General features: G+C 67.0%; 11 protein-coding genes. 7 read left to right on the forward strand and 4 right to left on the reverse strand.

The features are described from left to right. Nucleotides 1–29 precede the first annotated feature (29 nt). Nucleotides 30–998: a hypothetical protein gene (locus tag ACTT2I_RS06395; protein ID WP_421099523.1), complete on the reverse strand. Its 969-nt coding sequence runs from the start codon at nucleotides 996–998 to the stop codon at nucleotides 30–32. Beyond that, nucleotides 995–1549, reverse strand: a complete 555-nt coding sequence (locus ACTT2I_RS06400) for an RNA polymerase sigma factor (protein ID WP_421099750.1) — start codon at nucleotides 1547–1549, stop codon at nucleotides 995–997. The genes ACTT2I_RS06395 and ACTT2I_RS06400 overlap by 4 nt, the downstream gene beginning before the upstream one ends. A gap of 203 nt (nucleotides 1550–1752) precedes the next feature. Here ACTT2I_RS06400 and ACTT2I_RS06405 point away from each other — a divergent pair, with 203 nt between their 5' ends. After that, nucleotides 1753–4635 (forward strand): EAL domain-containing protein, encoded by a 2883-nt coding sequence (locus ACTT2I_RS06405; protein ID WP_421099522.1) that lies wholly within the window; start codon nucleotides 1753–1755, stop codon nucleotides 4633–4635. A 21-nt stretch (nucleotides 4636–4656) separates the two neighbouring features. On the opposite strand, the gene ACTT2I_RS06410 is transcribed toward ACTT2I_RS06405, so the two are convergent. Together ACTT2I_RS06410 and ACTT2I_RS06415 are read right to left on the reverse strand one after the other, a co-directional pair. Continuing rightward, nucleotides 4657–5250, reverse strand: a complete 594-nt coding sequence (locus tag ACTT2I_RS06410) for a TIGR00730 family Rossman fold protein (protein ID WP_088433142.1) — start codon at nucleotides 5248–5250, stop codon at nucleotides 4657–4659. Nucleotides 5251–5568: 318 nt separating this feature from the next. Beyond that, nucleotides 5569–7065 carry an aminotransferase class III-fold pyridoxal phosphate-dependent enzyme gene (locus ACTT2I_RS06415; RefSeq protein ID WP_293982024.1) on the reverse strand — a complete coding sequence of 499 codons (1497 nt, stop codon included), beginning with the start codon at nucleotides 7063–7065 and terminating at the stop codon, nucleotides 5569–5571. Nucleotides 7066–7276: 211 nt separating this feature from the next. Here ACTT2I_RS06415 and queA point away from each other — a divergent pair, with 211 nt between their 5' ends. The 6 genes from queA (at nucleotide 7277) to fabV (ending at nucleotide 14439) form a co-directional block, all read left to right on the forward strand. Next, the gene (gene queA, locus ACTT2I_RS06420) at nucleotides 7277–8344 is read left to right on the forward strand and encodes a tRNA preQ1(34) S-adenosylmethionine ribosyltransferase-isomerase QueA (protein WP_421099521.1); all 1068 of its coding nucleotides are present in this window, start codon (nucleotides 7277–7279) and stop codon (nucleotides 8342–8344) included. A 66-nt stretch (nucleotides 8345–8410) separates the two neighbouring features. Next, on the forward strand, nucleotides 8411–9541 hold the full coding sequence (gene tgt, locus ACTT2I_RS06425; protein ID WP_102788341.1) for a tRNA guanosine(34) transglycosylase Tgt: 1131 nt from the start codon (nucleotides 8411–8413) through the stop codon (nucleotides 9539–9541). A gap of 155 nt (nucleotides 9542–9696) precedes the next feature. Continuing rightward, nucleotides 9697–10041, forward strand: coding sequence for a preprotein translocase subunit YajC (gene yajC, locus ACTT2I_RS06430; protein ID WP_019183141.1), 345 nt, complete (start codon nucleotides 9697–9699; stop codon nucleotides 10039–10041). 58 nt (nucleotides 10042–10099) lie between these two features. Next, the gene (secD, locus tag ACTT2I_RS06435; protein WP_088433139.1) at nucleotides 10100–11953 is read left to right on the forward strand and encodes a protein translocase subunit SecD; all 1854 of its coding nucleotides are present in this window, start codon (nucleotides 10100–10102) and stop codon (nucleotides 11951–11953) included. Nucleotides 11954–11972: 19 nt separating this feature from the next. Then, complete coding sequence (secF, locus tag ACTT2I_RS06440; RefSeq protein WP_088433138.1) at nucleotides 11973–12947, forward strand: protein translocase subunit SecF; 975 nt, start codon at nucleotides 11973–11975, stop codon at nucleotides 12945–12947. 232 nt (nucleotides 12948–13179) lie between these two features. Next, entirely contained in the window at nucleotides 13180–14439 is a 1260-nt protein-coding gene (gene fabV, locus ACTT2I_RS06445) for an enoyl-ACP reductase FabV (RefSeq protein WP_088433137.1), read from the forward strand. The last annotated feature ends 60 nt before the right edge of the window (nucleotides 14440–14499 follow it).

Below are 14499 nucleotides of genomic sequence, written 5' to 3' on the forward strand. Positions count from 1 at the left end.
GGGGATGCCTGATCACCGTACGCGCCGCGTCAGTTCTCGAGCAGCTGGCGAAGGTCGCGCGGGATGCGCACTTCCGGGTATTGCTGCAGATAGCGCTCCAGGCTGGCGCGTGCGGTATCCACATCGCCGGCATCGCGGCGTTCGCGGATGCGCTTGAGCCACTGCTTGCGCGGCAGCCCGGCATCGGCAGCGACGGCCTGGTGCAGGGCACGCACGGCCTCGTCTGCCGAGGTGGGCGCCGCCATCGGCACGGCAGCGCGACGCATCACGCCGGGCGCGCCGGGCGCAGGCTTGGCCGGTGCTGCGCTCTTGAGCGCGGCGCGCGGTGCCGAACGGTCGGTGGTCGAGCCGGTCACCACGACGCTGTCCAGCGCCGGTTGGCTGGCCTCCATGGCGTAGGACGAGGCGGCTTCGGGCGCGGGGGCAGACATCATCGGTGCCGGTGCCTGCACTGGCGCAGGGGCGGGCGGTGCTGGCGCGGCGATGTCCTCGGGTCGCGGCGAGGAAACACCTCGCGCACGCTCGGGCGCCGGCGGCGCGGCGGCGGCCTGTTGTTGAGGGGATTGCGTCGTTGCCTTCGCCGCGCGTTGTGGCTGGACCCCCGGCGGTGCCGCAGCGGGGGGCGGTGGCGGCGCGGCCTCCATCGCCGGTGCAGCCTCGGTCACGGCGGCGGCCGAGGCCGGGGCGGCAACGGGTTCGGCCAGCGGCGGCGCAGGTGGGTCGTCGGGCTTGAGCTGCCACGCGATGCCGACGGCGAAGATCACCGAGGCAGCCAGCCCGAACACCGCCGGCAGGCGCGAGCGCGGGCGGCGCGGGCGTGCCGGCGCATCGGGCGGGAGCTTCCAGCTGGCAGCATCCGCCGAGGGAGCCTCCACGGCGGTGCGTGCCGCGGCGAGCACCGCCTCGTCGATCGCCGGTGCAGGGCCGGTGGTGCTGGGGCGACCCAGCAGCCGGGCCAGTTCGCGTTCTTCAGGGGTCAATGGATCCGGGCGGTTCATCCGGTCAACCCCGCACGCAGTTTGTCCATGGCATAGCGCAGCCGCGATTTGACTGTCTCACGGCCGACACCGGTGATCTCGGCAATCTCTTCCAGGCTCAGTTCCTGTTCCAGGCGCAATTGCAGGACTTCGCGCTGCTCGGGCGGCAGCTGCTCCATCGCCAGCTGCAGGTGGCGGCGCTGTTCGAATTCGGACAGCTGGGTTTCCGGCGTGCGTGCATCGGCGATGGCCGCGACCCGCTCATCAGCGTCGACCGGAGCCACAGGCCGGTGCCTGGCCGCGCGCCAGTGATCGTTGAGCCGGTTGTGGGCGATCCGGAACAGCCAGGTGGTGAAGGCGGCGTCCGGCTGCCAGCTGGCGCGCGCGGCGATCACGCGCTGCCAGACATCCTGGAACATCTCATCGGCCAGCGCCCCATCGCGCAGCTGGCGCAGCAGGAAGCTGTACAGACGGCTGCGATGACGGCCATACAGCGCCTCGAACGCACGCAGGTCGCCGCCGGCCCAGGCCAGCATCAGCGCTTCATCGGTCGGCAGGGCAAGGGCGTCCACGCCGCACAGAGTAAGCGCTGCAGGGGTGTTCGCATAGTCGATGGCGCGCTGGGCGGCGAAACGGGATGGCATGGCGATGACCTGGGGGACAGCAGTAACAACGCCCGGCAGCGCCGGACGGGGTTGAGGCTCTTCCATTGCCCCCCGGTCCGCGCGTTATGCTCGCAGGACAGGGGAGGTGCCGGGCAGCCGGCACCCGAGAGATGAGCAACGTGTCCAGCCAGATGGTGACCTCTTCAGTGCAACGGGACGGTGAGGCGGTGATCCCTGCCGCGGTCGCCACGGCGTTGTGCGCCCTGTTGCCGGCGGGGGCGACCATCGCGCTGGGCTGGTCGGACCCGGTGCTGGGCGAGGGCACCCTGGACCATCCCGACCGCAGTGCGATGCCGACGGACCCCGCCCCGGCGCGGCGGCAGGCGGCTTCGGCTGGCCTGGCGCTGCAGCAGCGCTGGACCCATGGCGGCGCCGAACTGACCCTGGACGTATCGTTGGCAACCGGCGCACCGCCACCGGACAGCTGGTGGACCACCGCGCGATGCCTGTTCCAGAGCACGGTACTGCTGGCCCGGCAGCGCCGCGAGATCGCCTCGCTGGAAGACTCCAAACGCCTGCAGCAGGCGCTGTATGAGATCGCCGATCTGGCCGGTGCGGACCTGGAAATGGCCGAGATGCTGCGCCACTTCCATCGCGTGCTCAATTCGCTGATGTACGCGCAGAACTGTTTCATCGTCGAGTACGACGACATCCGCCATCGGGTCCGATTCCTGTATTTCGCCGACCAGAAAGATGACTTCGTGGCCGATCCGGATCGCAGCTACGAAGAACACGAAATGCCGCGCAGCCTCACCTTCGCGCTGCTGCGGCATGGCGAGCCGCTGAGTGGGCCTTCGCGGGAGCTGCTGGCCGTCCTTGATGACGAACACGACCCCGAACGTGGGCCGGAAAGCCTGGATTGGCTGGGCGTGCCGATGCTGCGCGATGGGCGGGTCTGTGGTGCCATCGTGGTGCAGAGCTACGAGCACCGGGCGCGTTATGGCGAGGCCGACCGCACCCTGCTGGGCTACGTCGCCCAGCACATCCTGACCGCGATGGACCGGCGCCAGGCGCAGGTGCAGCTGGAACGCCAGGTCGAGCGCCGCACGGTCGAGCTGCAGCGCGCCAACCGCAACCTCCAGGAAGAAGTCGTCGAGCGCCGCCGTGCCGAAAAGCTGCAGCTGGCGCTGTTCAACATTGCCGAACTGGCGATGAGCGCTGAATCGCTGTCGCAGTACTACGGCCAGGTGCACGGCGTCGTCGGGACGCTGCTGGATGCGCGCAATTTCTATATCGCGCTGGTCAACGAAAAAGGCGACGGACTGGAGTTCGTGTACTCGGTGGACGAGTACAACCCGTCGCGCGCACCGCGCCCCTTCAGTGAGGGCCTGACCGAGTTCATCGTGCGCAACCGGCAACCGCTGCTGGCCACCCGCGAGCGGATCGATGCGCTGCGCGACAGTGGCGTGGTGCGCGAGTTCGGCGCGCGGTCGAACTGCTGGCTGGGGGTGCCGTTGTTGAGCGACGACGACGTGGTCGGCGTGATCGTGGTGCAGAGCTATTCGCCGGAGGTGGTGTTCACCGTGCACGACCAGCGGTTGCTGACGTTCGTAGCGCAGAACATCGGCAACGGGCTGGCGCGCCAGCGCGACCAGGAGCGGCTGCGCAATGCCCACGCCGATCTGGAAAAACGCGTGGACGAGCGCACCCGCGAGCTGGCCGACGTCAACGACAGACTGCTCGGCCAGATCGGCGAGCGCCTGCGTGCCGAACAGCGGCTCACCCATCAGGCCATGCACGATGCGCTGACCGGACTGCCCAACCGCCTGCATCTGCTGGATCGGCTGGAAGACGCGATCGTGCGTGCGCGCGCGAACGAAGGCCAGGGCTTTGCCGTGCTGTTCCTGGATCTGGACCGGTTCAAGCTGGTCAACGACAGCATCGGCCATGCCGCCGGCGACCAGATGCTGGTGGAGGTGGCCAAGCGCATCGTCTCGATGATCTCGGCGCAGGATGTGGTTGCGCGGCTGGGCGGGGATGAGTTCGCGATCCTGCTCCAATGCGGTGATGGCCTGGCCTCGGCGTTGGAGTTTTCGCAGCGCATGCTGGTGGCGCTGGAAGAATCGATGTGGGTGAAGGGACGCGAGCTGTTCCCCTCGGGCAGCCTCGGGATCGCCATGTGGAACCCGCGCTACCGCAACGGCGAAGAGCTGGTGCGCGATGCGGATGCGGCGATGTACCGCGCCAAGGCGCAGGGCAATGATCGCTGTGCGGTGTTCGACGAGGCGATGCGCGAGCAGGCCCTGCGCAGCCTGGACCTGGAAGCGGACCTGCGCCGGGCCATCATCAACCGCGATTTCATGCCGTTCTATCAGCCGATCGTGCGGCTCAGCGACGGCGAGCTGGTTGGCCATGAGGCGCTGCTGCGGTGGCAGCACGAGCGCCGCGGGTTGCTGCTGCCGAGCGCGTTTCTGGACCTGGGCGAAGAGAGCGGCCTGATCGAGCAGGTGGACTGGCTGCTGTACGAACAGGTGATCACCCAGCTCGCGCGCGGCGGCCGTGGCTATCTTTCCGTCAACGTATCGCCGCGGCACTTCCGCTCGGCCGATTTCAGTACGCGCCTGTTCGGCCTGATTGAAGCGGCCGGCGCCGACCCGCACCGGTTGCGGCTGGAGATCACCGAGGTGGCGCTGCTCGATGACGGCCCGCGCACGCTGCGGATCCTGCAGACGCTGCGCGAGCGCGGCGTGCTGGTGCAGCTGGATGATTTCGGCACCGGCTTCTCGGCGCTGTCCTACCTGCACCGGTTCCCGATCTCGACGCTGAAGATCGATCAATCCTTCATCGCCGGCCTGCACGGGCAGGACATGCAGAGCACGCACGCGCTGGTGCAGGGCGTGTTGTCATTGGCGCGAACGCTGGGTATCGAAACGGTGGGCGAGGGCATCGAAACCCAGGCCCAGCACGACACGCTGCTGCAGCTCGGCTGCGACTACGGCCAGGGCTATCTGCTCGGCCGGCCGGCCCCGATGGCCACCACCGCGACGGCCTGAGCCGTCGCGGCAGTGCAGGGATCAACGCAGCGCGTTGGCCCGCTTTTCGTCGATCCACTTGGAGGCCTGCGCCGGTTCGTAGGCGCGCATCCAGGTGAGCATTTCATCGATGTCCGAGCCGTACCACAGGTCCGCGCGCTGGGCCGGGTGCAGGAAGCGCTCTTCCACCATGCGATCGATCATGCCGATCAGCGGGGCGTAGAAGCCGTCCACATCTAGGAACGCGCAGGGCTTGTTGCCGATGCCCAGCTGGCGCCAGGTCAGCATCTCGAAGATTTCTTCCATGGTGCCGAAACCGCCGGGCAGGGCGACGAAGGCATCGGAGAGGTCGAACATGCGCGACTTGCGCTCGTGCATCGAACCGACGATTTCCAGCTCGGTCAGGCCGCGGTGGGCCACTTCCCAATCGGCCAGCTGCTGCGGGATCACGCCGGTGACTTCACCGCCGCCTTCGAGCACGGCGTTGGCCACGGTGCCCATCAGGCCGACGTTGCCGCCGCCATAGACCAGGCGCAGGCCATCCCGGGCGATGCGGTCACCCAGCGCGATGGCGCGCTCGGTGTAGACCGGCTTGCTGCCGGGGTTGGAACCACAGTAAACGCAAATCGACTTCATTGGATCTTCCTGTGTTCAGAAACTGACGCGGCGGAAACGAAAAAGCCCCGCCGATGACCGGTGCGCTGGTCTCGTGACGGGGTGTCGTTCCGCAGGTGCGGGCGGTGATTATCGCGCGTTACGGGCGTGGAGGCCAATCGGGCCCCGGGATGGCAGCCGACCAACGGTCGGCTATACCAGGTCATGGCAGCCGACCAACGGTCGGCTCTACCGGAGGTGGCGTGCCCGGTGGGTAGAGCTGACCGTTGGTCAGCTGCCGTCGTTCGTGCCGACGGTCGCCCCCCTCCGTGCGGGCTCACACCCGCACGGACGCCGGCCTCAGGCCGCCTGCGACTGCTCCCGGCGCGGACCTTCCTTCAATGCGCGGCCAACCAGGCCGACCAGCAGGTCCAGCTCCTCGCCGTCCATGCCGAAGTGTGGGGTGAACCGCAGCGAGTTCTCGCCGCCATGGATCACATTGATGCCATGGTTGCGCAGCCATTCCTCGGTGGAGCCGGTGCCGTAGCACTTGAACTGCGGGGCCAGCTCGCAGGAGAACAGCAGGCCGGTGCCCTGGACCTTGGTGATCAGCCCGCCCAGTTCGGTCTTGAGCTGTTCCAGCTTGCGCACGGCTTCCTCGCCGCGCACGCGGATGTTCTCGCGCACCTGGGGAGTGAGCAGCGACAGCGTGGCGCAGGCCACATCCAACGCCCGCGGGTTGGAAGTCATGGTGTTGCCGTAGATGCCCTTGCGGTACAGCTGCGCGGCATGTTCGGTCACGGCCAGCACCGAGAGCGGGAACTGGGCTGCGTTCAGTGCCTTGGAGTAGGTCTCCATGTCCGGCACGTCCAACCCTTCGAAACCCGGGTAATCCACGATCGAGAGCACGCCGTGCGCCCGCAGGCCGGCCTGGATCGAATCCAGCAGCAGCAGGCTGCCGTGCTGGCGGGTCAGTTCGCGGGCCAGCGCGTAGAACGACGGCGGCACCGAGCGGCCCGGGTCGCCTTCGCCCATCACCGGCTCCAGGAACACGGCCTCGATGAACCAGCGGTTCTGCTCGGCCTCGGCGAACACGCGCTTGAGCGCGTCTTCGTCATAGGGCGCGATCGCGATGACCGTGTCCTCGCCCCGGTAGCTGGCCAGGTGCTGCATATAGGTCTTGCGGCTGGAATCGGAGTACAGGCCCGGGCGGTCGGTACGGCCGTGGAAGCTGCCCTTGACCACCACGCGCTTGATCTTCGCACCGGCATGGCGGGCGCCCGGATCGGTCTGCAGCTTGGCGTTGACATCGGCGATGCGGGCGGCCAGACCGACCGCTTCCGAACCGGAATTCAGGCACATGAAGTGGCTGTACGGGCAACCGCCCCGGCGATGGCCGATTTCCTTGCGCAGGGCCTGGATGAAGCGCTGCTGGGACAGGCTGGGCGTCATCACGTTGGCCATGACCTGCGGGGCGGCCATGGCCTCCATCACTGCCTCGGGGGTGTGGCCAAAACCCAGCATGCCGTAGCCGCCGGCGTCGTACAGCACCGCCCCCTTCAAGGTGACCACCCACGCGCCGCGGGCGGCGAGGGCGACGTACGGGGTGACCGCATCATCGGCATAGAAATTGACGAACCCGTCCTGCATCGCCTCGATCTGGGCGCGTTCGTCCAGGGCCAGCAGATCGCCCAGACCGGCGCGCACGCGCTCGAATTCAGCGGCGGCGGCGTCGATGGCGGCGACCAGGGCAGGGTGGCCGGCGGCCAGGCGTTCGAGGGTGGCGTCATCCAGGCCGGTGGTGAGGCGGGTGCCGGGCTGGGCGCGGAGCGGGGCAAGACGTTCGATGAAGCTCATTGCAGATCTCCTGAAACGATGGCGGCACGGCGGAAAAGCAAAACGCGCGTCTATTCGCGCGCGCTTCGGGCATTCCTGCTCGTGCATCAGACTTCCGGCTCGATGCTAGCACGCGGTTTTTCGCGCGATAACCCCGTCAAAAACTGTTGCAGAGCAGCATTTTGCGCGACGTTCGCGGAATCCTGCGTTGCTACCGAGGGCCAGTCGTACAATGGGCGACATTGCCTACACGTTGCCGTGCGCTCCCTTGAAGAAGTCCGATTTCAACTACGACCTGCCGCCTGAACTGATTGCCCAGGCCCCGCTCGCCGAGCGCTCGGCCAGCCGCCTGATGGTGGTGCCGCCGGCCCCGGCCGCCTTCGACCACCGCCAGGTGCGCGATCTGCCCGGGCTGCTGCGGGAAGGCGATCTGCTGGTCTTCAACGATACCCGGGTGATCCCGGCGCGCTTGTTCGGCCAGAAGGCCAGCGGTGGCCGTGTCGAGATCCTGATCGAGCGCCTGCTCGGCGGCCAGCAGGCGCGGGCACAGGTCGGCGCCAGCAAGTCGCCCAAACCGGGCAGCCGGATCGCGCTGGATGCCGGTGGCGAGGCGGAGGTGCTGGGCCGCGACGGCGAGTTCTACGTGCTGCAGTTCCATGTGCCCGAGGCGCTGGAACAGTGGCTGCTGCATGCCGGCCGGCTGCCGCTGCCGCCCTACATCCAGCGCGAGCCGGGCGTGGACGACCGCGAGCGTTACCAGACGGTCTTTGCCCGTGAGATCGGCGCAGTAGCCGCCCCGACCGCCGGCCTGCACTTCGATGAGGCCCTGCTGGCCACGTTGAAGGAGAGGGGCGTGGAGTTCGGCCATGTGACCCTGCATGTGGGAGCGGGCACCTTCCAGCCGGTCCGCGTGGACGATCTCAGCGAGCACGTGATGCACCGCGAGTGGCTGAACGTCGGTGCCGAACTGGTCCAGCAGGTGCGCCGCACCCGCGCTGCCGGCCGCCGGGTGATCGGCGTCGGCACCACCGTGGTCCGCGCCCTGGAAAGCGCCATGCGCGACGGCGAGCTGCTGCCGTACGCCGGGGAAACCCAGATCTTCATCACCCCGGGCTACCGGATCCGCAGCGTGGACGCGATGGTGACCAACTTCCATCTGCCGGAAAGCACGCTGCTGATGATGATCTCGGCATTTGCCGGCCAGGCGCGGGTGTTCGAGGCTTACCAGGCCGCGATCGCGGAGAAGTACCGCTTCTTCAGCTATGGCGATGCGATGCTGCTGTTCCCGCAGGGGGAGTGATGGGGGCGGGGAAGGCGCGGCCGTTTTCGGCGACAATGGCAGACTATCTGCCCGAATGACCGCTCCATGTCCCGACTCCAGTTCCAGCTCCAGACCACCGACGGTCGCGCCCGCCGCGGCCGCCTGACCTTCCCGCGCGGGACCGTGGAAACCCCGGCCTTCATGCCGGTGGGTACCTATGGCTCGGTGAAGGGCATCCTGCCGGAGCAGATCCGCGCGCTGGGTGCGGAAATCATCCTGGGCAACACCTTCCATCTGTACCTGCGCCCGGGCCTGGACGTGATCGCCGACCACGGCGGCCTGCACGGTTTCGCGCGCTGGAACGGCCCGATCCTGACCGACTCCGGCGGCTTCCAGGTGTTCTCGCTGGCCCACCGCCGCAAGATCACCGAGCAGGGCGTGACCTTCTCCTCGCCGACCGACGGCGCCCGCGTGTTCCTGGGCCCGGAAGAGAGCATGCGCATCCAGAAGGTGCTCGATTCGGACGTGGTGATGATCTTCGACGAGTGCACGCCGTACCCGGCCACCGAGCCGGTCGCGCGCACCTCGATGGAGCTGAGCCTGCGCTGGGCGCAGCGCAGCCGCAACGCCCACGATGAGCTGGGCAATGACGCGGCGCTGTTCGGCATCGTCCAGGGTGGTGTCCATCACGACCTGCGCAGCCGCTCGGCCGAGGGCCTGCAGCAGATCGGCTTCGACGGCTACGCCATCGGCGGCCTGGCCGTGGGCGAGCCCGAGCACGAGCGCAATGCCATGCTCGACCACATGCATCCGATCCTGCCGGCCGACCGCCCGCGCTACCTGATGGGCGTCGGCCGCCCGGAAGATCTGGTGGAGGGCGTCGCCCGCGGGGTGGACATGTTCGATTGCGTGATGCCGACCCGCAATGCCCGCAACGGACACTATTTCACCTCGTTCGGCACGGTGCGCATCCGCAACGCCCGCTACGAGCGCGACATGGACACCATCGAGCCGGGCTGCGGCTGCCACGCCTGCACCAGCGGCTATACGCGCTCCTACCTGCGTCACCTGGACCGCTGCAACGAGATGCTGGCGCCGATGCTGGGCACCATCCACAACCTCTACTACTACGAGAAGTTGATGGCCGACATGCGCGCGGCGATCGCGGCGGGAACCTTTGCCGCCTTCCGCGAGTCCTTCTACGCGGCCCGTGGTGCGGTGACGCCCCCGCTGTAAAGTGACCCCCGCCGGCCGATCCAGCGCGCGGACCCTGCCAAACGGCCCAAGGACGAACTCCCGGGGCCATGGCATACTTCGAGGCTGACCCCCGTTTCGCGGCGACACCCTGACCCTCAAAGGGGGCGGGGCGCCTCCCAACCCAAGGACACACTATGAACCTGCTCGCCTTCCTGATTCCCACCGCCAACGCCCAGGCCGCCGGTGGCCAGCCGCAGGGCATGGGTCTGACCACCCTGCTGTTCCCGATCATCCTGATCGCGATCATGTACTTCCTGATGATCCGCCCGCAGATGAAGCGCCAGAAGGAACACAAGGCCATGCTGGAGAAGGTCAAGCGCGGTGACGAAGTGCTGACCAACGGCGGCATCGCCGGCGTGGTCACCGACATCGGCGACAACTTCATCACCATCGAAGTGGCCGAGAACGTGCGCATCCGCGTGCAGAAGGGCGCCGTGGGCAATGTGCTGCCGACCGGCACGCTGAAGTCGGCCAACTGATCCACCTCCTTTCCGTTCAACCGCGGTGCCGGGACGGGCACCGCGCGGGACCCAAGCAATGCTCGAATTTCCACGCTGGAAGTATTTCCTCATCCTGATCGTGTTGGCGGTCAGTGCGCTGTACGCACTGCCCAACATCTACCAGAAGGACCCTGCCGTGCAGATCACCGCCAACCGTGGCGGGCAGATCGACGACGCCCTGCGCGACCGCGTGCTGGGTGACCTCAAGCAGGCCGGCGTGGAGCCGCTGTCGGTGGCCAAGGAAGGCGACAGCCTGATCGTGCGCCTGCCGACGCTGCAGGCGCAGACCGCCGCCAACGACGCCCTGCGCGACGAGATGGGCGAGGACTACGTGGTCGCCCTTAACCTGGCCTCCACCGTGCCGGACTGGCTGAGCGACCTCGGCGCCAAGCCGATGGTGCTGGGCCTGGATCTGCAGGGCGGCGTGCACTTCGTGCTGCAGGTCGACCAGAAGGCGGCACTGGACAAGCGTCTGGACGCCTACGCCGAAGACGTGCGGACCAGCCTGCGCGATGCCCGCATCGCCTACCAGTCGGTCGAGCGCCGTGGCGACAACACCATCGTGGCCACCATCAGCCCGTCTGCCGGTGCTGATGCGGCCGCCCGTGCCCGCGAGGTCATGGTCAAGGCGCAGCCGACGCTGGGCTATGAGGTGGCGGGCAACCGCATCACCGTGAGCATGCCGGAGGCTGAGCTGACCGCGATCGCCAATGGCGCCATCGAGCAGAACGTCAACACGCTGCGCAACCGCGTCAATCAGCTGGGTGTGTCCGAGCCGATCATCCAGCGCCAGGGTGCCGACCGCGTGGTCGTGCAGCTGCCGGGCGTGCAGGACACCGCCGAAGCCAAGCGCATGATCGGTGCCACCGCGACGCTGGAATACCGCGCCGTGGTCGAAGGCAACGCCCAGGACGCGATCGCCAGCGGCCGCATTCCGCCGGAGGCCAAGGTCTACCAGCAGCGCGACAACCGCGGCCCGATCCTGCTCAACAAGCGCGTGATCGTGACCGGTGACCAGATGGTCGCCGCACAGGCCACCACCGACCAGAACGGTTCGGCGGCGGTCAGCGTGACGCTGAACAACGTCGGCGGCCAGCGCATGTTCGACTTCACCAGCGCCAACGTGAACAAGCCGATGGCGGTGGTCTACACCGAGCGCATCCCGACCGTGAACGTGGTCGACGGCAAGGAAGTGCGCAGCTTCCGCGTCAAGGAAGAGGTGATCTCGGTCGCCAACATCAACGGCGTGTTCGGCAAGAACTTCCAGACCACCGGCCTGGACAAGCTTGAAGCGGACAACCTGGCCAAGCTGCTGAAATCCGGCTCGCTGGCCGCACCGATGGACTTCGTCGAAGAACGCATCGTCGGCCCGAGCCTGGGTGCGGAGAACGTCGAGCGCGGCGTGACCGCGGTCGGCTTCGCGTTCCTGTTCACCCTGATCTTCTTCACCGTGTACTACCGCATGTTCGGCGTGATCACTTCGGTGGCCATGCTGTTCAACCTGCTGATCGTGGTGGCGGTGATGTCGCTGTTCAGCGCGACGATGACGTTGCCCGGCTTCGCCGGTCTGGCGTTGTCGATCGGCCTGTCGGTCGATGCCAACGTGCTGATCAACGAACGTATCCGTGAAGAGCTGCGCGCCGGCATGCCGCCCAAGGCGGCCATCGTGGCCGGTTACGAGAAGGCCTCCGGAACCATCCTGGACGCCAACCTCACCGGCATCCTGGCGGGTGTGGCGTTGTATGCGTTCGGTACCGGTCCGTTGAAGGGCTTCGCCGTGACCATGATCGTCGGCATCCTGGCCTCCATGTTCACTGCAATCACCGTCTCGCGTGCCCTTGCCGTGCTGGTTTACAGCCGCCGCAAGAAGCTCAAGACCCTGGCCATCTGACGGGAAGCGAATAGAAACCATGAAACTTTTCCCGTTGCATCTGATCCCGAACGACACCAAGTTCGACTTCATGCGCACCCGCTGGGTGGCCATTGGCCTGGCGGCGCTGGTGTTCATTGCCGCCATCGGCTGTATTGCCTTCAAGGGCTTCAACTACGCCCTGGACTTCACCGGCGGCACCGTGGTCGAAGTCCGCTTCGACAAGCCGGCTGACGTCGATGCCGTGCGCGACCACCTGGAAGGCGCCGGTTATGCCGGTGCCCAGGTGCAGAGCTTCGGCAGCGGCAGCAACCTGCTGATCCGTCTGCAGCCGCAGGAAATGGCCGAAGGCGAGAACGCCGGCGAAGCCAACAACCGCACCGCCGAAGCGGTGCAGAAGGCGATCTCGGTCGAAGGCAACCAGGCGGCCATCGTGGGCGCGGAGTTCGTCGGCCCGCAGGTCGGCAAAGAGCTGGCCCTGAACGGTCTGTACGCGGCGCTGTTCGTGCTGATCGGCTTCCTGATCTACATCGGCTTCCGCTTCGAGTGGAAGTTCGCGATGGTGGCGATCATCACCACGCTGTTCGACGTGCTGGTGGTGGCGGGTTACTTCTCGCTGAGTGGCCGTGAGTTCGATCTGACCGTGCTGGCCGGCCTGCTGTCGGTGATGGGCTTCTCGATCAACGACACCATCGTGGTGTTCGACCGTGTGCGTGAGAACTTCCGCAGCCTGCGTGTGGAGCCGCTGGAAGTGATGAACCGTTCGATCAACCAGACGCTGTCGCGCACGATCATCACCTCGCTGGTGTTCTTCCTGTCGGTGCTGGCGCTGTACCTGTACGGCGGTGGTTCGCTGGAAGGGCTGGCGCTGAGCCAGATGATCGGTGCGGTGATCGGTACGCTGTCGTCGATCTTCATTGCCTGCCCGCTGCTGACGATGGGCGCGCTGGCGGTGACCAAGCAGGATCTGCTGCCGAAGGCCAAGGACGTGGAAGCGCTGGAGCGTCGTCCGTAAGGGTTCTGGTGGTATGAAACATCTGAAAGGCCGCGCATTGCGCGGCCTTTCTTTTGGGGCTGCCCGGAGAGCGCGCCAGGGCGGGACCGTCACCTCCCATACACCCCCGTCGGTTGTACTCAGCGGCGCTGCGCACTACGATCCCTTGCGTTCCGCGCAGCCGCCCAGGTGGCGCGCGACCTCCCTTTTCATCGCGCCGGTCCGCCCTGCGCCAGTCCCCCTCGAGGTTTACATGGTCATCAAACCGCGTGTGCGCGGCTTCATCTGCGTCACCACCCATCCCGTCGGCTGCGATGCAGCCGTCAAGCAGCAGATCGATTACATCCAGTCCAAGCCGAAGATCACCAACGGGCCGAAGAAGGTGCTGGTGCTCGGTGCCTCCACCGGCTACGGCCTGGCTGCGCGCATCACGGCGGCGTTCGGCAGCGATGCCGCCACGCTGGGCGTGTTCTTCGAGCGTCCGGGTACCGAGACCAAGCCCGGCACCGCGGGCTGGTACAACACCGCCGCGTTCCACAAGTACGCCGAGCAGGCCGGCCTGTACGCCAAGAGCGTCAACGGCGATGCCTTCTCCGATGAGGTCAAGGCGAAGGTCATCGAGCTGATCAGGCAGGACCTCGGCCAGGTCGACCAGGTGGTGTACAGCCTGGCCGCGCCGCGCCGCAAGCATCCCAAGACCGGTGAAGTGATCAGCTCCACGCTCAAGCCGATCGGCGCGCCGATCACGCTGCGTGGCCTGGATACGGACAAGGAAGTGATCACCGAGACCACGATCGAACCAGCCACCCCGGAAGAAATCGCCGGTACCGTCGCCGTCATGGGCGGTGAAGACTGGCAGATGTGGATCGATGCGCTGCTCGAGGCCGGTGTGCTGGCTGAGGGCGCGACCACCACGGCCTTCACCTACGTCGGTGAGGAGATCACCCAGGCGATCTACTGGAACGGCTCCATCGGCGCAGCCAAGAAGGATCTGGACGAGAAGGTCGTCGGCCTGCGTCAGAAGCTGGCCCCGATCGGTGGCGATGCGCGCGTGTCGGTGCTCAAGGCGGTGGTCACCCAGGCCAGCTCGGCAATCCCGACCATGCCGCTGTACCTGTCGCTGCTGTTCAAGGTGATGAAGGCCAAGGGCACGCACGAAGGCTGCATCGAGCAGCTCGATACCCTGTACGACATCCTGTACGGCGGCAAGGACGCGGGCACCGCGACCGAGCGTCTGCGCCACGATCTGGTCACCGATGGCGGCCGCAAGGTGGCGCTGATCGATGACGCTGGTCGCCTGCGCGCGGACTACAAGGAAATGGCGCCGGAGGTACAGGGCGAAGTGGTCGCACTGTGGCCGCAGGTGACCAACGAGAACCTGTACGAGATCAGCGATCTGGCCGGCTACAAGGCCGACTTCCTGCGTCTGTTCGGGTTCGGCATCGAAGGCGTGGATTACGACGCCGATGTCAGCCCGGACGTGAAGATTCCGAACCTGGTCGAGATGGCCTGACCGGAAGGAGCGATGCCGACCAACGGTCGGCATCTCCCCGCGCGGCCACCGATGCACGCG

Source organism: Stenotrophomonas sp. PUT21 (assembly GCF_052232875.1).
Classification (GTDB): domain Bacteria; phylum Pseudomonadota; class Gammaproteobacteria; order Xanthomonadales; family Xanthomonadaceae; genus Stenotrophomonas; species Stenotrophomonas maltophilia_N.